Origin of the sequence: Micromonospora halotolerans (genome assembly GCF_032108445.1) — a bacterium.
GTDB classification, from domain to species: Bacteria; Actinomycetota; Actinomycetes; order Mycobacteriales; family Micromonosporaceae; genus Micromonospora; species Micromonospora halotolerans.
On the sequence record NZ_CP134876.1, the window covers coordinates 1,583,460 to 1,603,674 of the forward strand.

Below are 20,215 nucleotides of genomic sequence, written 5' to 3' on the forward strand. Positions count from 1 at the left end.
CCGGGCATATGCGGGCAATAGGCTGAGCGCGTGAACGAGGCGCAGCGGGACCCTCCGGTACGCGACTGGCTGCCCGGCACGGCGGCGCTGCTGCTCGGCACGCTGGCGCTGGCCACCGCGTTCATCGCCGCCTACGTGGGCGCACTGCACCAACCCCGACCCCACGACGTGCCCGTCGGGGTCGTCCTCGGCGACCAGCGCGCCCAGGCCGTGCTGGCCGCCGTCCGCCAGCGCACCGACAAGATCGAACCCATGGAGTACGACGACCCGGGCGCCGCCCACGACGGCCTGACGACCCGCGAGGTGTACGGGGTGCTCACCTCCGGCCCGGACAACGGCCTGCACCTCGCCACCGCCAGCGCCTCCGCACCGGCCGCCACCGAGCTGGTGACCCAGGTGCTCGGCGGGGCCGCCCAGCAGGCGAACCTGCCGATCCAGGTCACCGACGAGGTGCCGGTGGAGTCGACCGACCCGCGCGGGCTGGTCCCGTTCTACCTGGCGGTCGGCCTCGTGCTCGGCGGCTACCTGGCCTCCACGGCGCTGGGCCTGCGCACCGGCACCGCGCCGGTGAGCCTGCCCCGGGCCGGGCTGCGGATCGCCGCCCTGGCGGTCTACTCGGCCGTGTTGGGCGTCGTCGGCGCCGCCGTCGTCGGCCCGGTGCTCGACGTCTGGCACCACGACATCGCGGCCGTCGCGGCGGTCGGCGCGCTGGCCGTCTTCGCCGCCGCCATGGTGGCGAGCGCCGTACAGGCGTGGCTCGGGCTGCTCGGCACCGGTCTCGTCATCCTGCTGCTCGTGGTGCTCGGCAACCCCGGCTCCGGCGGCATCTACGCCCCCGAGTTCCTGCCGGCCTGGCTGCGCGGGATGCACCGGTGGAACATTCCCGGCCTGACCACCGACCTGATCAAGTCGGCGGTCTACTTCGACCGCCGTTCGATGGGCTGGGCGCTCTCCGGGCTCGCCCTGTGGGCACTGCTCGGGCTCCTCGGGCTGGTCACCGCGACGATCTTCCGGGCGCACCGGCGCGCGGTCCGGGCCGCCCGCCCCGCCACCGCCGGCGGGCCGCCCGCCGATGGCTGAACCGGCCGGCCGGTCCCAGAGTGCAGATCGTCACGCGATCCCCCTCCTTCCGCCGGGGCCCGCGCGGATACCATCCAGGGAGTCGGACAGCGCTGTCCTTCGTACTCGCGTAAGGAGCGCACCCGTGACCGACCAGCACGACCACGACGGCCCCGACGCCGCTCTCCGGGCCGACATCCGCCGCCTCGGCACGCTGCTCGGGCAGACCCTCGCCCGGCAGGAGGGCCGCCCCCTGCTCGACCTGGTCGAGGAGATCCGGGCCCAGGTCCGCTCCGACCCGCCGGCCGCCGCCCAGCGCCTCACCGGGCTCGACGTCACCACCGGCACGAAGCTCGCCCGGGCCTTCTCCACCTACTTCCATCTGGCCAACATCACCGAGCAGGTGCACCGGGCCCGCGACCTGCGCCGGCGGCGGGCCACGCACGGCGGCTGGCTCGACCAGGCGGCCAAGATGATCGCCGAGCGCGGGGTGCCGGCCGAGGAGATCGCGGCCGCGGCCCGCCGGCTGGCGGTACGCCCGGTCTTCACCGCCCACCCCACCGAGGCGGCCCGCCGGTCCATCCTGTCCAAGCTGCGCGCGGTCGCCGACGAGCTCGACGCCGAGACCGCGAACGCGATCCTCTACGGCGCCAGCGACGAGGGGCCGGCCAACCGGCGCCTGGCCGAGCTGCTCGACCTGATGTGGCAGACCGACGAGCTGCGGCTGGACCGGCCGGACCCGACCGACGAGGCCCGCAACGCCATCTACTACCTGCGCGACCTGCACGCCGAGGCCGCCCCGCAGGTCCTCGACGACCTCGCCGACACGCTGCGCACCCTCGGCGTGGAGACCTCGCCGACCGCCCGGCCGCTGACCTTCGGCACCTGGATCGGCGGCGACCGGGACGGCAACCCGTTCGTCACCCCGGCGGTCACCCGCGAGGTGCTGCGCATCCAGCACGAGCACGGCATCGAGGCCACCGAGAAGGCGATGGACGCGCTGATCAGCGAGGTCAGCGTCTCCCGCCGGCTGCGCGCGGTCTCCCTCGACCTCTCCGCCAGCCTGGCCGCCGACCTGGACGCGCTGCCCGAGGTGGCGCCCCGGTTCCGCCGGGTCAACGCCGAGGAGCCCTACCGGCTCAAGGCGCGCTGCGTGAAGGCGAAGCTGGCCAACACCCGGGAGCGGCTGCGCGCCGCCACCCCGCACGTGCCGGGGCGGGACTACCGGGGCTCGGCCGAGCTGATCGCCGACCTGGAGCTGCTGCGTGCCTCGCTGGCCCGCAATTCCGGGCAGCTCACCGCCGTGGGCCGGCTCGCCTCGACCATCCGTACGGTCTCCGCGTTCGGGCTGCACCTGGCGACCATGGACGTTCGCGAGCACGCCGAGGCGCACCACGCGGTCCTCGCCCAGCTCTACGCGGCGGTCGGCGAGGTGTCCGACTACCCGTCGCTGACCCGCCTGGAGCGCACCAAGCTGCTCGCCGACGAGCTGGCCGGCCGCCGGCCGCTCTCCACGGTGGATAGCCCGCTGACCGAGGCGGCGCAGAAGACGTTCGACGTGTTCGGGGCGATCCGCGAGGCGCAGGACCGGTTCGGCGCCGAGGTGATCGAGTCGTACATCATCTCGATGACCATGGGCGTCGACGACGTGCTCGCCGCGGTCGTGCTGGCCCGCGAGGCCGGCCTGGTCGACGCGCACAGCGGCCGGGCGCGGATCGGCTTCGTGCCCCTGCTGGAGACCCCGACCGAGCTGAACGCCGGCGGCGAGCTGCTGGACGAGCTGCTGTCCCTGCCGGCCTACCGGGCGCTGGTGACGGCCCGCGGCGACGTGCAGGAGGTGATGCTGGGCTACTCCGACTCCAACAAGGAGGCCGGCATCACCACCAGCCAGTGGTCCATCCACCGGGCCCAGCGGGCACTGCGGGACGTGGCCGCCCGGCACGGCGTGCACCTGCGGCTCTTCCACGGCCGGGGCGGCACGGTCGGCCGGGGCGGCGGCCCCACCCACGAGGCCATCCTGGCCCAGCCCTACGGCACGCTCGACGGCGCCATCAAGGTGACCGAGCAGGGCGAGGTCATCTCCGACAAGTACACGCTGCCCGCGCTGGCGCGGGAGAACCTGGAGCTGACCGTGGCGGCGGTGCTCCAGGCGACGCTGCTGCACACCGCGCCCCGGCAGCCGGCCGAGATGCTGGAGCGCTGGGACGCGACCATGGACGTGGTCTCCGAGTCGGCCTTCCGGTCCTACCGGTCGCTGGTCGAGGACCCGGACCTGCCCGCCTACTTCTGGGCCTCCACACCGACCGAGCTGCTCGGCGCGCTCAACATCGGCTCCCGGCCGGCGAAGCGGCCGAACACCGGCGCCGGCCTGTCCGGCCTGCGGGCCATCCCGTGGGTGTTCGGCTGGACGCAGACCCGGCAGATCGTGCCCGGCTGGTTCGGCGTGGGCTCCGGGCTGGCCGCGGCCCGCGCGGCCGGGCTGGAGGACGTGCTGGCCGAGATGAACCGGAACTGGCACTTCTTCCGCACGTTCCTGTCGAACGTCGAGATGATGCTGACCAAGACCGACCTGACCATCGCCCGGCGCTACGTGGAGACCCTGGTCCCGAAGAAGCTGCACCCGATCTTCTCCAAGATCGAGCAGGAGTACGAGCTGACCAAGCAGGAGGTGCTGGCGGTCACCGCCTCACCGGCCCTGCTGGACAACTCACCCGTGCTCCAGCGCACCCTCGCCGTGCGGGACACCTACCTGGAGCCGCTGCACCACCTGCAGGTGGCCCTGCTGCGGCAGTACCGGGACTCCGGCGCCGCGGGCCGCGCGGTGGCCACCGCCCCGGGTGGGCGCCGCGCCCCGAACGACGGCACGGCCCTGGAGCGGGCGCTGCTCACCACGGTCAACGGCATCGCCGCCGGCATGCGCAACACCGGCTGACCCCGGTCGACGACGAAGGCCCCGGTCGCCGACCGGGGCCTTCGTCATCCGCGCGGCGGGCTACCAGTCGCCGCCGCCGAAGTCCCCGCCGCCGAAGTCGCCCCCACCGAAGTCGCCGCCGAAGTCCCCGCCGCCGTAGCCGCCGCCGAAGTCCTGGCCGGCGAAGTCCTGCCCCTGGTCGCCGAAGTCCTGCCCCTGGTCGCCGAAGTCCTGGCCCTGGTCGCCGCCCTGGTCGCCGCCCTGGTCGCCGCCCTGGTCCTGGCCGTCGTCGAAGCCGTCGTTGAAGCCCTCCTGGTAGCCGGCCTCGTAGCCGTAGCCCGGGTCGGCGAAGGCGGGCGAGAAGAGCGCGTCGGCGATCAGGATGCCGCCGAGCACACCGGCGCCGGTGCCCAGCGCGGTCTTCCACCACGGCGTCGAGTACCAGCCGGCCGGCACCGGGCGGCCCTGCCAGTTTCCGCCCGGATAGTAGTAGGGAGTCTGGTTTCCCGGCTGCGGGCCGGCCCGGTAGGTCTGCCCCTGCACGTTGACCTCGCGCTCCTTGGTGAGCATGCCCGCGCCGCGCGCGGCGGCCAGCGGCGGCAGCTCCGGGCCCGGGTCGATGCCCATGGCGGTGCGCGCCGCCCGGATGTACGCCAGCCCCTCCAGCGCGGTCTCCCGCGCCAGGGCGAACTGGTGCGGGGTGCCCGCCTGCTCCAGCTGGGAACCGGCCGCGTTGTAGCGCTCACCGGCGTCGGCGAGCGCCTGGCGGACCGCCGGGGCGTCTCCGTGCAGGTTCAGCAACTGCCCGCCGAGCCGCTCGTACCAGCGCTGCGCCTCAGCGCGGGCGTCGGCCAGCTCGGTGGCCCGCCGGGACCTGCTCCCCCACCGCCAGAACACCAGGGCACCTCCGAGCATCAGTATCAAGACCACCCACAGGGCAACCTCCATGACCTCGAACGTACCCAGCGGGCGCACGTCGTACCCGTTTGGCAAGCTCTTCGGCATGAGCTTCTCGACGCTGGCCGTGGTGGTGCTCTGCCTCGCCGCGGGCGGCGCGGTGGGCTGGCTGGCCGCCCGGTCCCGCTCGGCGACGGAGATCGCCCGACTGGAGGCGACCCTGGCCGCCACCCGGGAGGGCGAGGGGCGGCTGGAGCAGTCCATGCGGGCGCTCAGCTACGAGGCGACCGCGCAGTCGCAGGAGGCGGTGGCCCGGGCGGTGGCCCCGCTGCACGACACCCTCCGCCGCTACGAGCAGCGGGTCGCCGAGCTGGAGCGCGACCGGGTCGATGCCTACGCCGAGCTGCGCGAACAGGTGCGGTCGATGAGCGCGGTCTCCGGCGAGCTGCGCACCGAGACCAAGCAGCTCGTCGCGGCGCTGCGCGCCCCGCAGGTGCGCGGCCGCTGGGGTGAGCACCAGCTCCGCCGCATCGTGGAGGCTGCGGGCATGCTGGAGCACTGCGACTTCAACGAGCAGGTCACCGCCGCGACCGACCACCAGGGGGTCCGTCCCGACCTGGTGGTCCGGCTGCACGGCGGCCGCACGGTGGTGGTCGACGCCAAGGCGCCCTTCGACGCCTACCTGACCGCCATGGAGGCGCGCGACGAGCGGGGGCGCGACACCCACCTCGACGCCCACGCGCGGCACCTGCGGGCGCACGTCGACGGGCTGGCCGCCAAGAACTACTGGGCGGCGTTCGACCAGACCCCGGATTTCGTGGTGCTGTTCGTGCCGGCCGACCCGTTCCTGGACGTGGCGTTGCAGCGCGACCCGTCGCTGCTGGAGCACGCCTTCGCGCGCAACGTGGTGCTGGCCACGCCGGCCACCCTGGTGGCGCTGCTGCGCACGGTGGCCTACTCGTGGCGGCAGGAGGCGCTGGCCCGCAACGCGGCCACCGTGCACTCGCTGGCCCGCGAGCTCTACGGCCGGCTGTCCACCCTGGGCGACCACGTCGGCAAGCTCGGCGGCGCGCTGGGCGGGGCGGTGACCGCCTACAACCGGGCCGTCGGCTCGCTGGAGGCGCGGGTGCTGGTCAGCGCCCGCAAGCTGGCCGAGCTGGGCGTCTCCGACCAGGAGCTGGCCGCCCCGGCACAGGTCGAGCTGGCACCCCGCCAGCCACAGGCGCCGGAGCTGGTGGAGGGGATGTCCACATCGGCCGAACGACCGGCGGGCGTCGACGGTTGACACGCGCAACGTGACGATGACGACCGATCCGCGTCACGGAGTGGTCACAACCTACTTCGGAGTAGTGACACCGACAGGGCCAGACCGAAGGATCACGGTCACGTGTGCCCTGTTTCTGTAGGGCCCTGTTCTCTGGAGGAAGAGAACGTGAGTCAACCCCGCAACCGGAGCCGGCGTACCTCCGCCGCGCTCTTCGCCTCGGTCCTGGCGGCCGGCGCCATGACCGTCGGGGGTGGTGCCGCGACCGCGAGCGCAGCCCCCGCCGCCACCCCCGACGCCCCGCAGGCAACCGCCGCGGAGGCGCTGGGCGCCCACGACGCCAAGCTGCTGGACGAGGCGGAGGCGAAGCACGCCCCGACCGTCACGCTGATCATCGCGGCCAAGAAGGGTTCGGCGAAGAAGGTCGCCGACGGGCTGGCCGGCCTGGGTGCCACGGTCAGCCAGCGCTACGACCAGGTCGGCTACCTGCTGGCCAAGGTCCCCACCGCGAAGGTCCTCAAGGCCGCGACGCTCCCCGGCGTCTCCGCCGTCGACCTCGACGAGACCATCAAGCTCCCCGACCCGGCCCCCGAGGCCGCCCCGGCCGGCGCGAAGACCGCCAAGCAGGCCCAGACGCTGGCCGGCCCGGGCGCCGACACCGGCGCGGTCAACCCGTACATGCCCACCAACGAGACCGGCGCGGAGGCCTTCAAGGCCGCGCACCCGGAGTGGGACGGCCGCGGCGTCACCATCGGCATCATGGACTCCGGCATCGACCTGGACCAGCCGGCGCTGCAGACGACCACCACGGGCGAGCGCAAGATCGTCGACTGGGTGACCGCGACGGATCCGCTGGAGGACGCCACCTGGCGTTCGATGATCACCGAGGTGGCGGGCCCCTCCTTCACCACCGGCACGGGCGCCTCCGCCGTCACCTGGACCGCTCCCGCCGGCAGCTACCGCTTCAACACCTTCCGCGAGTCGATCACGGCCGGTAGCGACCCGGCGGGTGACGTCAACCGGGACGGCGACACCACCGACTCCTGGGGCATCCTCTACAACCCGGTGAACCACGACATCCGGGTCGACGTCAACCAGAACCGCGACTTCACCGATGACGAGGTGATGCGGCCGTACAAGGAGAAGTTCCAGGTCGGCCACTTCGGCACCGACAACCCGGCCACCGCGGTGCGGGACCAGATGCCGTTCGTCGTCGAGTACCGCGAGGACGTCGACACCACCCCGGCCGGCGGCCCCGGCCTGGTCGACTACGTGAACATCGGCATCATCGAGGCCACCCACGGCACCCACGTCGCCGGCATCACCGCCGCCAACGACATGCTGGGCAACAGCGCCTTCGACGGCGCCGCCCCGGGCGCCAAGCTGGTCTCCGCCCGGGCCTGCTCGTGGGGCGGCGGCTGCACCGCCGCGGCGCTCACCACCGGCATGGTGGACCTCGTCGTCAACCGCAAGGTCGACGTGGTCAACATGTCGATCGGCGGCCTGCCGGCGCTCAACGACGGCTCCAACGCGCGCGCCAACCTCTACGACGAGCTGATCAGCACCTACGGCGTGCAGATGTTCATCTCGGCCGGCAACTCCGGCCCGGGCCTGAACACCGTCGGCGACCCCTCCGTCGCCAGCAACGTGGTCAGCGTGGCCGCGAACATCAGCAAGGACACCTGGCTGGCCAACTACGGCTCGGTGGTCCGCAAGGGCAACTGGCTGTTCAACTTCTCCTCCCGCGGCCCGCGTGAGGACGGCGGCTTCAAGCCGAACGTGACCGCCCCCGGCTCGGCCATCTCCACCGCGCCGACCTGGCAGCCCGGCAACCCGGTCCCCGAGGCAGGCTACCCGCTGCCCCCGGGCTACCAGATGCTGAACGGCACCTCGATGGCCTCCCCGCAGGCCACCGGCGCCGCCGCGCTGCTGCTCTCGGCGGCCAAGGCCACCGACAAGGGCGTCACCCCGGCCGCGCTGCGCCGGGCCATCTACACCTCCGCCAAGCCGATCGCGGGCGTCCCGACGTACGCCCAGGGCTACGGCATGTTCAACGTGCCGGGCGCGTGGAGCCTGCTCGCCGCCGGCGTGCAGACCAGGACGTACACCTCCGAGGCGCCGGTCTGCACCGAGCTGTCGGGCAACCTCACGAAGTACAACAAGGACTCCGGCCAGTTCGAGCCGAACCCGAACGTGGGCACCGGCATCTACAACCGCTGCGCGGTCGGCAAGGGCGGGCAGAAGGTCAAGGAGAGCCGCTACTACGAGGTCAAGCTGACCCGCACGAGCGGCCCGAACAAGGGCCTCAAGCACACCGTCGCGTTCCGCGGCAACGACGGCACCTTCTCGGCCCCGCAGGTCGTGTGGCTGCCGCTGAACAAGACCGTCACCGTCAAGGTGAAGGCCAAGCCGCTGACCGCCGGCGCGCACGGCGCGATCATGACCGTCGACGACGCGTCCACCTCGGTGGTCGATTTCGAGGTCGCCACCGTCGTGGTCGCCTCGAACACGGTCTCCGCCCCGGCCTACTCGTTCTCCACCGGCGGCTCGGTCGAGCGGAACGGCTTCACCTCGTACTTCGTGACGGTCCCGGAGGGCGCGGGCGCGCTCCAGGTCAACCTCTCCGGCATCGCCACCGGCTCGCAGACCCGGTTCATCGCCATCAACCCGTACGGCGTGCCGGTCGAGAGCACCGCGAGCACCGCCTGCTACACCAACTTCTCCGACGCCGCCGCCTGCAAGCCGCAGGAGCGGGACTACCAGAACCCGATCCCGGGTGTCTGGGAGATCGAGGTCGAGGCCCGGCGCACGTCGCCGGCGCTGGACAACCCGTTCCAGCTGCAGGCGCGGGTGCAGGGCGTCACGGTCGAGCCGGCCGTGGTCGAGCTGCCGTCGGTGACCGCCGGCGAGCCGACCGAGGTGAGCTGGGGCCTGACCAACGCCTTCGGCCCGGTCCAGGTGACCGGCGTCGGTGGCCCGCTGGCCAGCGTGCACGCCGAGCGTCCGAGCATCGCCACGGGCGGTCGCCAGGAATACACGGTGGACGTCCCGGCGGGCGCCACCTCGTTCACCGCGCGAATCGGCAACCCGTCCGACCTGAGCGCCGACCTGGACCTGTCGGTCTTCCTCGGCGCGACCCGGGTGGGCCAGTCGGCCGACGGTGACTCGGAGGAGGCGGTCACCCTGTCCAACCCGGCCGCCGGCACCTACCGGGTGGTCGTGGACGGCTACGCGGTGAGCGACCCGACCACCGCGTACGACTACCGCGACTCGTTCGCCGCCCCGGCGCTGGGTTCGCTCTCCGCCCCCAGCACCCCGCTGGCCCTGGCCAACGGCGCCACCACCACCCTGACCGGCACGGTGACCGCCAAGGCCACCCCGGCCGCCGGCCGGGAGCTCTACGGTGACCTGGCCGTCACCACCGTCGAGGGCGCGGTCGTCGGCCGCGGCTCGGTGGAGGTCGGTGCGGTCAGCTGACCCGCTGAACCCAGGAGCCCCGTCCCCCAATCCGGGGGGCGGGGCTCCGCCGTTTGCGGGCTCGGGTCAGGCGCGGCGGGCGGACTCGACGACGAAGGGAGTGCCCTGCTGGCAGGTGGTCATCATGCCGGGCTCCGAGCGCCCGGTGACCTCCACGCGGGTGCCGGGCTTGAGCAGGTCGCGCGGGCCGCCGATCAGCAGGTTGTCGTCGATCAGCACACAGTTCGGCTCGACACCGGCGCGGATCGTCCCGCTGAGCGTGGTGGCGCCGGGGCCGGGCGGCTTCGACGGGCCGCCCTTCCAGGTGGGGTTCGGGAGTCTCGGGCTGACGCTGGGGTCGGGCTGGCTGGTCACCGGGGGGGCTCCTGTCGGGCCGGGATTGGGCTGGCAGGCGGGCCATGTTTCGCACGGCCCGGTGCTGCTGGTCACCGGGGTGGCCCCCGACGGGCTGGGGCCGCCGGGCTCGCTGCCGGGGCCGGCGCAGGCGGTCAGCGCCGCGCCGGCGAGCAGGGCGACGAGCACCGTCCGAGGAGTCTTCATGACCGGTTGGACGTGGTCGGCGGCGGTTTCGTTCCGGCCGGTCAGCCGCGGGCCGCCGCGGCCTTCAGGTCGCGCTTGAGCTCCTGCGGCAGCGAGAAGGTCAGCCGCTCGTTGGCGGTCGTGATCTCCTCGACGTCGGCGAAGCCGCGCTCGGCCAGATGCGCGAGCACCTGCTGGACCAGCTCGTCGGGCACGCTGGCGCCCGAGGTCAGGCCGACGGTGCGGGCCCCCTCCAGCCAGGCGTCGTCGATCTCGTGCGCGAAGTCGACCAGGTGCCCGGCCCGGGCGCCGGCGTCCACCGCCACCTCGACGAGGCGCACGGAGTTGGAGGAGTTCCGCGAGCCGACCACGATCACCACGTCGCAGTCCGGGGCGATCTCCTTCACCACGTGCTGCCGGTTGGAGGTGGCGTAGCAGATGTCGTCGCTGGGGGGCGACTGGAGCAGCGGCAGCCGCTGCTTGAGCCGGGCCACGGTCTCCAGGGTCTCGTCGACCGAGAGGGTGGTCTGGGAGAGCCAGACGACCTTCTCCGGGTCGCGCACGGTCACCTTGTCGGCGCCGTCCGGGCCGTCCACCAGCTGGATGTGCGCGGGCGCCTCACCGGCGGTGCCGACGACCTCCTCGTGCCCCTCGTGGCCGATGAGCAGGATGTCGTAGTCCTCGGCGGCGAACCGCCGGGCCTCCTGGTGCACCTTGGTGACCAGCGGGCAGGTCGCGTCGATCGCCTTGAGCGAGCGCGCCTTGGCCTGCTCGTAGACCTCGGGGGCCACGCCGTGCGCGGAGAAGATGACGGTGGCGCCCTCCGGCACCTCCTCGTTCTCCTCCACGAAGATCGCGCCCTTCGCCTCCAGCGTCCGCACCACGTGCTTGTTGTGGACGATCTGCTTGCGGACGTAGATCGGCGCGCCGTAGAGCTTCAGCGCCTCCTCGACGGTCTGCACCGCCCGGTCCACGCCCGCGCAGTAGCCGCGGGGCTTCGCCAGGAGCACGCGCTTGCCGGTCCGGGGAGTCGTCTCAGCATCAGTCACCCGACCATCGTACGTGCCGGCTTCCGGCCGGGCTGTCGATCATGAGGTTGGCGGCGGTTCCGGAGATCGACATCGCCGTCAACCTCATGATCGACGCGGGCCTCGTCGGGGGTGGGCCTTAGGGTGGGCGGGTGAGCGAAGCGGATCGGAGCACGTCCGAGGAGCCGTGGCCGGTCCGGGTGGTCAGCCAGAAGATCGGGGCCTGGATCGCCCGGCTGGGGTGGGTGTGGGTCGACGGTCAGATCGCGCAGATCAGCCGGCGGCCCGGCGCGAGCACGGTCTTCCTGACGCTGCGTGACCCGTCGGCGGATCTCAGCCTGACCGTCACCACCAACCGCGACGTGCTCGACGCGGGCGCACCGGAGCTGAGCGAGGGCGCCCGGGTGGTGCTGCACGCCAAGCCGGAGTTCTACGCCGCCCGGGGCACGCTGAGCCTGCGCGCCGACGAGATCCGCCAGGTCGGGCTGGGCGAGCTGCTGGCGCGGCTGGAGAAGCTCAAGAAACTGCTGGCCGCCGAGGGGCTGTTCGACCGGGCCCGCAAGCGCCGGCCGCCGTTCCTGCCCGGCCGGATCGGGCTGATCACCGGCCGCGCCTCGGCCGCCGAGCGGGACGTGCTCACGAACGCCCGCCGCCGCTGGCCGGCCGTGGAGTTCCGCACGGTCAACGTGGCCGTGCAGGGGCCGAGCGCCGTGCCCGACATCGTCGGCGCGCTCAAGGTGCTCGACGCCGACCCGACGGTCGACGTGATCATCATCGCCCGGGGCGGCGGCGGCATCGAGGACCTGCTGCCCTTCTCCGACGAGGCGCTCTGCCGGGCGGTCTTCGCGTGCCGCACGCCGGTGGTCAGCGCGATCGGCCACGAGACCGACACGCCGCTGCTCGACTACGTCGCCGACGTGCGCGCCTCCACGCCGACCGACGCGGCCAAGCGCATCGTGCCCGACCTGGCGGAGGAGGTCCGTCTCATCGGCCAGGCCCGGTCCCGGCTGGAGCGGGCGGTGCGCAACCTGGTCGACCGGGAACAGCACCGGCTCGACCTGCTGCGCTCCCGGCCGGTGCTGGCCCGCCCGCAGGTGATGGTCGACCAGCGGGCCACCGACGTCACCGCGCTGCGCGACCGGGCCGGCCGCTGCCTGGACCACCGGCTCGGCGCCGCCGGCGACGACCTGCGGCACACCCTGGCGCGGCTGCGCGCCCTCTCTCCCGCGGCCACCCTCGACCGGGGCTACGCCATCGTCCAGCGCGGCGACGGGCACGTGGTGCGCGCCGCGTCCGAGGTGGCCAAGGGCGACCCGCTGCGGGTACGCCTCGCCGAGGGCGAGCTGACCGCGACCGTGGACGGCTGATGGAATGGGACCCGATGACTGACACGACGAAGGACGAGCGGCTCAGCTACGAGCAGGCCCGGGCCGAGCTGGCCTCGGTGGTCGAGCGGCTGGAGGCGGGGGGCACCTCGCTGGAGGAGTCGCTGGCGCTCTGGGAGCGCGGCGAGCAGCTCGCCGGGATCTGCCAGCGCTGGCTGGACGGCGCGCGGGCCCGCATCGACGCCGCCCGGCAGCGCGCGGAGGACTGAGCGGCGGGACGGCCGGAGCCGTCCCGCCGGCACGGTCAGTTGAACAGGTTGTAGAGCTCGGCGGGCGCCTCGGCGACCTGGTCGGCCGGGGGCTTCTGCGCGGCGGCGGCGTTGCCGTAGTCGGTGTAGGTGATCTTCACGTCCTGCGCGGCGCTCTGCCCGGCGGCCGGGATCTGGAGCACCAGCTCGCTGAGCCGGCCCTGCGGGTCGACCTTGGCGGTGAACGGCACCGACTGCGCCTGCGCGCCGAGCGCGGTGATCACGGCCGGGTCGAGCGAGCCCGCCTCGGCCGCCTTCGACACGTCGACGGTGCCCGCGTACGTGCCCTCGCCGGTCTTCCGGACCTCGGTGACGCCCTGGGTCAGCACCGCACTGCCGGCCGGGTCGACCTTGTCGAAGTCGAAGCCGAGCGCCCGGTTGCCCTTGATCCGGGTCTGGTCGAGGTGCTGGTACTTGCTCAGGTTGAGGTTCTTCAGCCCGGGCACGCTGGCGGCGGCCTTGCCGCCCAGCTCCAGCTTCACCCAGCTGTCCGGCTTGTAGTGGATCAGGTCGAGCTTCATCATCAGGTCCGACGACGGGTCACCGATCGTCATCCGCATCTCGGCGCTCTGGCTGGGCTCGTGCACCTGCCCCTCGGCCGTGGAGCCGGCGCCGGACATGGTGAACCGGAAGTTCCCGTCGCGGATCGCGTTGGTGGAGTCGAGCAGGGCCTGCTTGGCCTCGCTGGCGGGCGTGCCGCTCGGGGCGATGCTGCCGGAGGCGGCCGGGGTCGCGGAGGCGCCCGCGCCGGCGGTCCCGGTGTCGTTGCACGCGGCCAGGCCGGGAATGAGCAGCGCCGCGGCGAACGCGGTGGCGCTGAAGCGTCGAATCGTCACGTCAACCTCTCCAGGTGGGTCGTCCGGCCCACGGAGGTGCCGGAGTCGGGACGCCGCAGCCCGGACGCCGGCTCCGGCGCACGAGCCCGGTCCGGCCGGTGTGGTCGGCTCCGGCGGGCTCGTGCCCTCTTCTGTTCCCTGAAGCGGTGTTCCGCAATCCCTGTCCGGTGCGGGAGAAACGACCTCGCCCGGCGGCGGGGCGGGTCAGCGCAGCGCGGTGACGAGTTCGCGCAGCTCCGCCTCGCCTGCGTCGCCGACCACGAGCACGGTGCGGTTGGGTTCCAGCAGGACGAGGGCCTGCTCGTTGCCCCGGGCGGTGTACCGCTGCCAGCTCGCGCCGCCGGGCAGGTCGGCCGGGCCTTGCGGCTGGCCCCCGCTCAGCTCGGCCGGCAGCAGCTTCTCCGCCGGCACGTTGCTCTCCACCAGCTGCGCGCCCCGGCCCTCCGGGGTCACGTAGCCGATGCGCAGGGTGCCGCCACCGGACTCGGTCTGGTAGCGGGCGCTGACCGTACGCCAGTCGGAGCCCAGCCCGCGCGGCTCGGCGACCGGGAAGGCGTTGGCGGCGCGGGCCTGCTCGATGGCCGGCGCGGGGTCGACGGTGACCGGCTCGTCTCCGCCGAGGAAGCCCCGGTAGAAGGCGAGCAGCAGGGCGATCGGGACCAGCAGCACCAGCAACGACAGGGCCATGTCCTTCGGTGACCGCTCGGACCGGGCCTTCTCCTTCCGGGCGGGCGGCGCGGGCTGCTCCCCGGCGTCGGCCAGTGGCGCGGGCCCGGTCGACTCGACCAGGGCCGGTTCCCCGGCCGGCGGGGTCGCCCCGGCGGTCGGCAGCACCGGCGGCTGGCCGTCGGGCGGGGTGGCGTCGGTCGGTACGCGGTCGGCAGGCTGTGCGGGTTCCACCCGCCCATTCTGGCAGCCGTCCGGATGACGTGATCCTGGCCTCCTCCGCCCCGCTCCGGCGGCGAACCTGAGATCGTGTGAGGATCAGCGACAAAACCGGCGGCGGCGACGGCCGCATCCCGCCGGTCCACCCCGCAACGTCGCGAGGAGGAAGCCGTCATGACAACCACCAGGACGCGGACGCCCCAGGATCTCGACCGTAACCTTGCCCTCGACCTGGTCCGGGTGACCGAGGCCGCGGCCATGGCCGCCGGCCGCTGGGTCGGCCGGGGCGACAAGGAGGGCGGCGACGGCGCGGCCGTCGACGCCATGCGCAAGCTGATCAACTCGATCCCGATGCGCGGTGTCGTGGTGATCGGCGAGGGCGAGAAGGACAACGCCCCGATGCTCTTCAACGGCGAGGAGGTCGGCGACGGGACCGGTCCCGAGGTGGACGTGGCGGTCGACCCGATCGACGGCACCACGCTGATGAGCAAGGGCATGCCGAACGCGCTGGCCGTGCTCGCGGTGGCCGAGCGGGGCGCGATGTTCGACCCGAGCGCCGTCTTCTACATGGAGAAGCTCGCCGTCGGCCCGATGTACGCCGACGTGGTCGACATCAACGCCGGGGTGGCCGAGAACATCCGCCGGATCGCCAAGGTCAAGGGCACCGACCCCGCCGAGGTGACGGTCTGCGTGCTGGACCGGTCGCGCCACGACGACCTGGTGAAGCAGATCCGGCGGACCGGGGCGGGCATCCGGTTCATCTCCGACGGCGACATCGCCGGCGCCATCGCGGCGGCCCGGGGCGAGTCCGACGTCGACGTGCTGATGGGCATCGGCGGCACCCCGGAGGGCATCACGGCGGCCTGCGCGCTGAAGTGCATGGGCGGCATGATGCAGGCCAAGCTGTGGCCCAAGGACGCGCAGGAGCGGGAGAAGGCGCTGGCCGCCGGGCACGACCTGGACCGGGTGCTCTTCACCGACGATCTGGTCACCGGCGACAACTGCTTCTTCGTGGCCACCGGCGTCACCTCCGGCGACCTGCTGCGCGGCGTGCGCTACCGGGCGGGCGGGGCGTACACCCAGTCGATCGTGATGCGCTCGAAGAGCGGCACGATCCGGGTGATCGACTCCTACCACCGCCTGGAGAAGCTGGCCCTCTACTCGGCGGTCGACTTCGACGGGCGCCCCCTGGCCGAGCAGGAGTGACCGAGACCGGGACGGCGGCGCCCCCGACGCTGCCGGCCTCGCGGCGGATCGCCGGCACCGGGCTGGCCACCGCCTCGGGGCTCGCGGTGGCCGTCCAGTCCCGGATCAACGGCGAACTCGGGGTACGGCTGGCCGACGGGATCGCCGCTGCGGTGGTCTCGTTCGGCCTCGGCCTGCTGGTGCTGCTGGTGCTGGTCCCCGCCACCGCCGGTGGCCGGCGGGGGCTGGCCGCACTGCGGGCCGCGCTCCGGGACGGCTCGCTGCGGCCGTGGCAGTGCCTCGGCGGGGTCTTCGGCGCCTTCCTGGTCGCCTCCCAGGGGCTGACCATCGGCACCCTCGGCGTGGCGGTGTTCACCGTCGCCGTGGTGGCCGGCCAGTCCGGCAGCAGCCTGCTCGTCGACCGGGCCGGGATCGGCCCCACCGGTCGGCAGGCGGTCACCCCGAACCGGCTGGTCGGCGCGGCGCTCACCGTGCTGGCCGTGCTGCTGGCGGTGGGCGACCGGCTCGGCGATCCGGGCGCCCTGGTGCTGGCCCTGCTGCCGCTGGCCGCCGGGGTGGGCATCGCCTGGCAGCAGGCGGTGAACGGCCGGGTCCGTGGCGCCACCGGCAGCGCGATGACCGCCACGCTTGTCAACTTCACCGTCGGCACGGTGGCGCTGCTCGCCACCTTCGCGGTGGAGGTGGCGGTCCGGGGGCGTCCGACCGGCGGTTTCCCGAGCGAGCCGTGGCTCTACCTGGGCGGCCCCATCGGCATCGTGTTCATCGCGCTGGCCGCCGCCATCGTCCGGTTCACCGGTGTGCTGCTGCTCGGCCTGGCCACCATCGCCGGGCAGATCGTCGGCGCCGTCCTGCTGGATCTGCTGCTGCCCACCGCCGCCTCGCACCCCACGCCGACCACCCTGCTGGGGGCGGCGCTGACCCTGGTCGCGGTGCTGGTCGCCGCGGTCGGGCCGCCCCCGCGGCTGGTCAGGCGCGCAGCGCCGCCACCGTCTCCTTGACCGCCCGGTCCAGCGGAGTCGCCTCGACGCCGAGGGTGGCGGTGGCGGGGGCGGAGTCCATCAGGAAGGGCCGGTCGAACTGGTAGGCGGTCTCGCGCAGCTCCCGCGCCATCGGGTTGGCCAGCCCGCCGAGCCAGAGCACCGGGTACGGCATCCGGGTCAGTCGCGGCGCGGGTGCCCCGACCAGGGCCGCCGCGCGGGTGGCCAGGTCCCGCATCGAGACGGCGGGCGCGCTGGGCACGTGCCAGGCCCGCCCCCAGGCCCGCTCGTCGGTCGCGGCGGCGACCAGGGTGCGGGCGACGTCGGGGATGTACGTCCAGGTGTGCGGGGCGTCCCAGTCGACCGGCAGGAACACCCGCTGCCCGGCGAGCGCCCGGGGCAGCACCATCATGGCCAGCGAGGTGCCGCCGGCGCCGAGGTAGTCGGAGCCGCGTACCTCGGTGATCCGGGCCCGGCCGGCCCGGTGCGCGGCCAGCGCGTCGGCCCACATCCGGTTGCGCACCCGCCCCTTGGTGCCGGTCGAGGCGAGCGGGGTCGCCTCGGTCATCGGGCCGTCGACCGGGCCGTAGCCGTAGAGGTTGCCGACGGTGGCGAGGACCGCGCCGTTCCGCCCGGCGGCGGTGAGCAGCGCGGCGGCCAGCGGCGGCCAGTCGAGCGGCCACCGGTGGTACGCCGGGTTGGCGCAGTTGTACAGCGCCGCCGCGCCGTCGGTCAGTGTGGTCAGCCGCTCCGCGTCGGCGGCGTCGGCGGCGATCCGCTCGATCGCGGGGTGCGTGGGCCCGGTGCCGCGGCGGGTCACCACCCGCACCCGGTCGCCGCGCTCGGCGAGGAGGCGGGCCGTGGCGGTGCCGACGGGTCCGGCGCCGACGATCACGTGCAGGGCCATGAGGGCCACCCTTCGAAGCAGTAATCCGATCCGAGAGCACCGCTCTCGCAGCAGAGCATGCCCGACATCGCCCCCGTCCGTCAAGAGCGGTGCTCTCGGTTTTGATTGGCGCTCTCATCCGTGGCAGGGTGGAGGCATGGTCGCTCACTCGCTCCGCGCCCGGGTCCGCGCCGGCATGATCGACGAGATCAAGGCGGTCGCCCGCCGCCACCTGGCCACCGACGGCGCGAACCTGTCGCTCCGCGCGGTCGCCCGCGACATGGGCATGGTCTCCTCGGCGATCTACCGCTACTTCCCCAGCCGCGACGACCTGCTAACCGCGCTGATCCTGGAGGCGTACGAGGCGCTCGGCGACGCGGTGGAGGCGGCCGACGCCGGTGCCGACCAGGCCGACCTGCGCGGGCGCTGGCACGCCGCGTGCCGGGCCGCCCGGGCCTGGGCGCTGGCCCACCCCGCCGAGTACGCCCTGCTCTACGGCAGCCCCGTCCCCGGCTACGCGGCCCCGGACGACACGGTGGCGCCGGCCCAGCGTCCGCCGGAGACCCTGGTCGGCATCCTCCGCGACGGGGTGGCCACCGGCCGGCTCCACCCGTCCGGCGAGGAGCTGCCCGAGCCGCTGCGGTCCGACGTGGCCGAGCTGGCGGCACTGCTCCCCGTGGACCTGCCGCCCGCACTGCTGGCCCGGGGCATGGCCGGCTGGACCCAGCTCTTCGGGTTGATCAGCTTCGAGCTGTTCGGCCGGATCAACCGGGCGCTGCCGCACCGCGACGAGTACTTCGACCACCAGATCGGGCTGATGGCCGACCTGGTCGGGCTGCCCGCCTCCTGAGCCCGGCGGCGGCCCCCGGTCAGGTGCCGTCGGAGGAGTGGCCGGGGAAGAGGTGCGCGCTCGGGTCGATGACGACCGCAGCGTTGTTGACGGCGGTGGCCGCCTCGCCGAAGCCGGTGGCGATCAGGCGCACCTTGCCCGGGTAGTCGGTGATGTCGCCGGCCGCGAACACCCGGGGCAGGTTGGTGGCCATGGCGCTGTCGACCACGATGTGCCGCCGGTCGAGGGTCAGGCCCCACTCGGCGAGCGGGCCCAGGTCGGCGGTGAAGCCGAGCGCGGCCACCACGGTGTCCACCGGCAGGGTCTCCACGGCGCCGCCGCGCACGGTCAGCTCGGCGCCGATGACCCGGTCCTCCCCGTGCAGCCGGCTCACCTCGGCGTTGACCACCACCCGCACCGGCAGGGCGCGCACCCGGTCGACGGTCGAGGCGTGCGCGCGGAACCGGTCCCGCCGGTGGACCAGGGTCACCGAGCGGGCGATCGGGGCCAGCGTCACCGCCCAGTCGAACGCCGAGTCGCCGCCGCCCACGATGAGCACGTCCCGCCCGGTCAGCTCGGTCGGCTGCGGGACGAAGTAGACGATCCCGGCGCCCACGAAACTGTCCGCCACCGGGAGCGGCCGGGGCGTGAAGCTGCCCAGCCCGCCGGTGACCAGCACCGCGCCGCAGTGCAGCTGGTCGCCGCCGGCCAGCCCGAGCACCGGCCGCCCGTCCAGGTACGACAGTTTCTCCGCGCGGACCCCCAGCAGGTATTCCGGGCGGAAGGGCGCGGCCTGCGCGACCAGGTTGGCGACCAGCTCCCGCCCCTTGATGGCGGGGAACCCGGCGACGTCGAGGATGAGCTTCTCCGGGTACATGGCGGTGACCTGGCCGCCCGGCTCGGGCAGCGCGTCGATCACGGCCACGGAGAGCCCGCGGAACCCGGCGTAGTAGGCGGCGAACAGCCCGGCGGGGCCCGCCCCGATCACGGCGACATCGACCTCGCGCATGGCGTACCGTCACTTTCGCCAAGGGATCAACGCGTGCTGATCCCGACGGTAGGCGGGGCGGTGGCCGCGGGCAAGCACGTCCCGCCGGCGGGTGGACGTGCCGTCAGGGCAGCGTGACCGGGGGTGACCCGAGGGAGTCCCGCGTCCCGCCCTCGACCCGGCGGCGGAACAGCACCGCCGCGACGACCCCGCCGAGCAGCCCGAACAGGTGCCCCTGCCAGGAGATGCGCTCGTCGGTGGGCAGGATGCCGAGCAGTTGCCAGCCGTAGAGCAGGCCCACGAGGAGCACCACGGCGAAGTTCCACCAGCTGCGCTCGACGATGCCGCGGGTGAGCAGGATGCCGAGGTAGCCGAAGATCACGCCGCTCGCGCCGACCACCACCGAGTTGGGTGAGCCGGTGAACCACACACCCAGGCCGCTGACCAGGATGATCACCAGCGTGGACCAGAGGAACCGGCGGGTGCCGGCGGCCAGCACGAAGGTGCCGAGCAGGATCAGCGGGATGCTGTTGCTGTAGAGGTGGTTCCAGCCGGCGTGCAGGAACGGCGAGAAGAACACGCCGTCGAGCCCTTGGATGCGGTGCGGGATGATGCCGGCGGTGACGTCGAGGTCGGCGCGCAGGCCGACGTCGACGGCCTCGATGAGGAACAGCACCGGCACGACCGCGCACATGGCGACGAAGGCCCGGCCGAGCGAGGCGTAGAACGCCTCGGTGCCGAACCGGTGAGGGTCGCCGCCCGTGCGGCCGTCCTGCCAGGTCACCCGTCAAGTGCTATCAGTAATCGAGGCGCACCGCCA

General features: G+C 73.6%; 17 protein-coding genes. 9 read left to right on the plus strand and 8 right to left on the minus strand.

What is annotated here, in order from left to right:
- Window positions 1-30: 30 nt before the first annotated feature.
- Entirely contained in the window at window positions 31-1,080 is a 1,050-nt protein-coding gene (locus tag RMN56_RS07275) for a hypothetical protein (protein WP_313723063.1), read from the plus strand.
- A gap of 124 nt (window positions 1,081-1,204) precedes the next feature.
- Window positions 1,205-3,991 carry a phosphoenolpyruvate carboxylase gene (gene ppc, locus RMN56_RS07280; RefSeq protein ID WP_313723064.1) on the plus strand — a complete coding sequence of 929 codons (2,787 nt, stop codon included), beginning with the start codon at window positions 1,205-1,207 and terminating at the stop codon, window positions 3,989-3,991.
- A gap of 60 nt (window positions 3,992-4,051) precedes the next feature.
- Here ppc and RMN56_RS07285 read toward each other — a convergent pair whose 3' ends face one another.
- On the minus strand, window positions 4,052-4,918 hold the full coding sequence (locus tag RMN56_RS07285) for a hypothetical protein (RefSeq protein ID WP_313723065.1): 867 nt from the start codon (window positions 4,916-4,918) through the stop codon (window positions 4,052-4,054).
- A gap of 55 nt (window positions 4,919-4,973) precedes the next feature.
- On the opposite strand from RMN56_RS07285, the gene RMN56_RS07290 reads away from it, so the two are divergent.
- A complete protein-coding gene (locus RMN56_RS07290) occupies window positions 4,974-6,152 on the plus strand; it encodes a DNA recombination protein RmuC (RefSeq protein WP_313724665.1) in 1,179 nt (392 codons plus the stop codon).
- 147 nt (window positions 6,153-6,299) lie between these two features.
- Window positions 6,300-9,608, plus strand: coding sequence for a S8 family serine peptidase (locus tag RMN56_RS07295; RefSeq protein ID WP_313723066.1), 3,309 nt, complete (start codon window positions 6,300-6,302; stop codon window positions 9,606-9,608).
- A gap of 66 nt (window positions 9,609-9,674) precedes the next feature.
- On the opposite strand, the gene RMN56_RS07300 is transcribed toward RMN56_RS07295, so the two are convergent.
- On the minus strand, window positions 9,675-10,148 hold the full coding sequence (locus tag RMN56_RS07300; protein ID WP_313723067.1) for a hypothetical protein: 474 nt from the start codon (window positions 10,146-10,148) through the stop codon (window positions 9,675-9,677).
- Between the two features lie 41 nt (window positions 10,149-10,189).
- A complete protein-coding gene (locus RMN56_RS07305; RefSeq protein WP_313723068.1) occupies window positions 10,190-11,176 on the minus strand; it encodes a 4-hydroxy-3-methylbut-2-enyl diphosphate reductase in 987 nt (328 codons plus the stop codon).
- 131 nt (window positions 11,177-11,307) lie between these two features.
- Between RMN56_RS07305 and xseA the strand changes: the two genes are divergently transcribed.
- Both xseA and RMN56_RS07315 read left to right on the plus strand, forming a co-directional pair.
- Entirely contained in the window at window positions 11,308-12,522 is a 1,215-nt protein-coding gene (gene xseA / locus RMN56_RS07310; RefSeq protein ID WP_313723069.1) for an exodeoxyribonuclease VII large subunit, read from the plus strand.
- A 14-nt stretch (window positions 12,523-12,536) separates the two neighbouring features.
- The gene (locus RMN56_RS07315) at window positions 12,537-12,749 is read left to right on the plus strand and encodes an exodeoxyribonuclease VII small subunit (protein WP_262287098.1); all 213 of its coding nucleotides are present in this window, start codon (window positions 12,537-12,539) and stop codon (window positions 12,747-12,749) included.
- A gap of 35 nt (window positions 12,750-12,784) precedes the next feature.
- On the opposite strand, the gene RMN56_RS07320 is transcribed toward RMN56_RS07315, so the two are convergent.
- Window positions 12,785-13,624, minus strand: a complete 840-nt coding sequence (locus tag RMN56_RS07320; protein WP_313723070.1) for a hypothetical protein — start codon at window positions 13,622-13,624, stop codon at window positions 12,785-12,787.
- A gap of 204 nt (window positions 13,625-13,828) precedes the next feature.
- Window positions 13,829-14,524, minus strand: a complete 696-nt coding sequence (locus RMN56_RS07325) for a DUF4245 domain-containing protein (protein ID WP_313723071.1) — start codon at window positions 14,522-14,524, stop codon at window positions 13,829-13,831.
- 159 nt (window positions 14,525-14,683) lie between these two features.
- Here RMN56_RS07325 and glpX point away from each other — a divergent pair, with 159 nt between their 5' ends.
- Both glpX and RMN56_RS07335 read left to right on the plus strand, forming a co-directional pair.
- The gene (gene glpX, locus RMN56_RS07330; RefSeq protein ID WP_189192910.1) at window positions 14,684-15,715 is read left to right on the plus strand and encodes a class II fructose-bisphosphatase; all 1,032 of its coding nucleotides are present in this window, start codon (window positions 14,684-14,686) and stop codon (window positions 15,713-15,715) included.
- Window positions 15,712-16,713: a DMT family transporter gene (locus RMN56_RS07335; protein ID WP_313723072.1), complete on the plus strand. Its 1,002-nt coding sequence runs from the start codon at window positions 15,712-15,714 to the stop codon at window positions 16,711-16,713. Before glpX ends, RMN56_RS07335 begins: the two co-directional genes overlap by 4 nt.
- Here RMN56_RS07335 and RMN56_RS07340 read toward each other — a convergent pair.
- The gene (locus RMN56_RS07340) at window positions 16,682-17,599 is read right to left on the minus strand and encodes an NAD-dependent epimerase/dehydratase family protein (protein ID WP_313723073.1); all 918 of its coding nucleotides are present in this window, start codon (window positions 17,597-17,599) and stop codon (window positions 16,682-16,684) included. The two genes, RMN56_RS07335 and RMN56_RS07340, sit on opposite strands and share 32 nt — an antisense overlap.
- Window positions 17,600-17,735: 136 nt before the next feature.
- Between RMN56_RS07340 and RMN56_RS07345 the strand changes: the two genes are divergently transcribed.
- Window positions 17,736-18,428, plus strand: coding sequence for a TetR/AcrR family transcriptional regulator (locus RMN56_RS07345; protein ID WP_313723074.1), 693 nt, complete (start codon window positions 17,736-17,738; stop codon window positions 18,426-18,428).
- Window positions 18,429-18,447: 19 nt separating this feature from the next.
- Here RMN56_RS07345 and RMN56_RS07350 read toward each other — a convergent pair whose 3' ends face one another.
- Both RMN56_RS07350 and RMN56_RS07355 read right to left on the minus strand, forming a co-directional pair.
- Complete coding sequence (locus tag RMN56_RS07350) at window positions 18,448-19,416, minus strand: NAD(P)/FAD-dependent oxidoreductase (protein ID WP_313723075.1); 969 nt, start codon at window positions 19,414-19,416, stop codon at window positions 18,448-18,450.
- 103 nt (window positions 19,417-19,519) lie between these two features.
- Entirely contained in the window at window positions 19,520-20,179 is a 660-nt protein-coding gene (locus RMN56_RS07355; protein ID WP_262287105.1) for a rhomboid family intramembrane serine protease, read from the minus strand.
- Window positions 20,180-20,215: the final 36 nt, after the last annotated feature.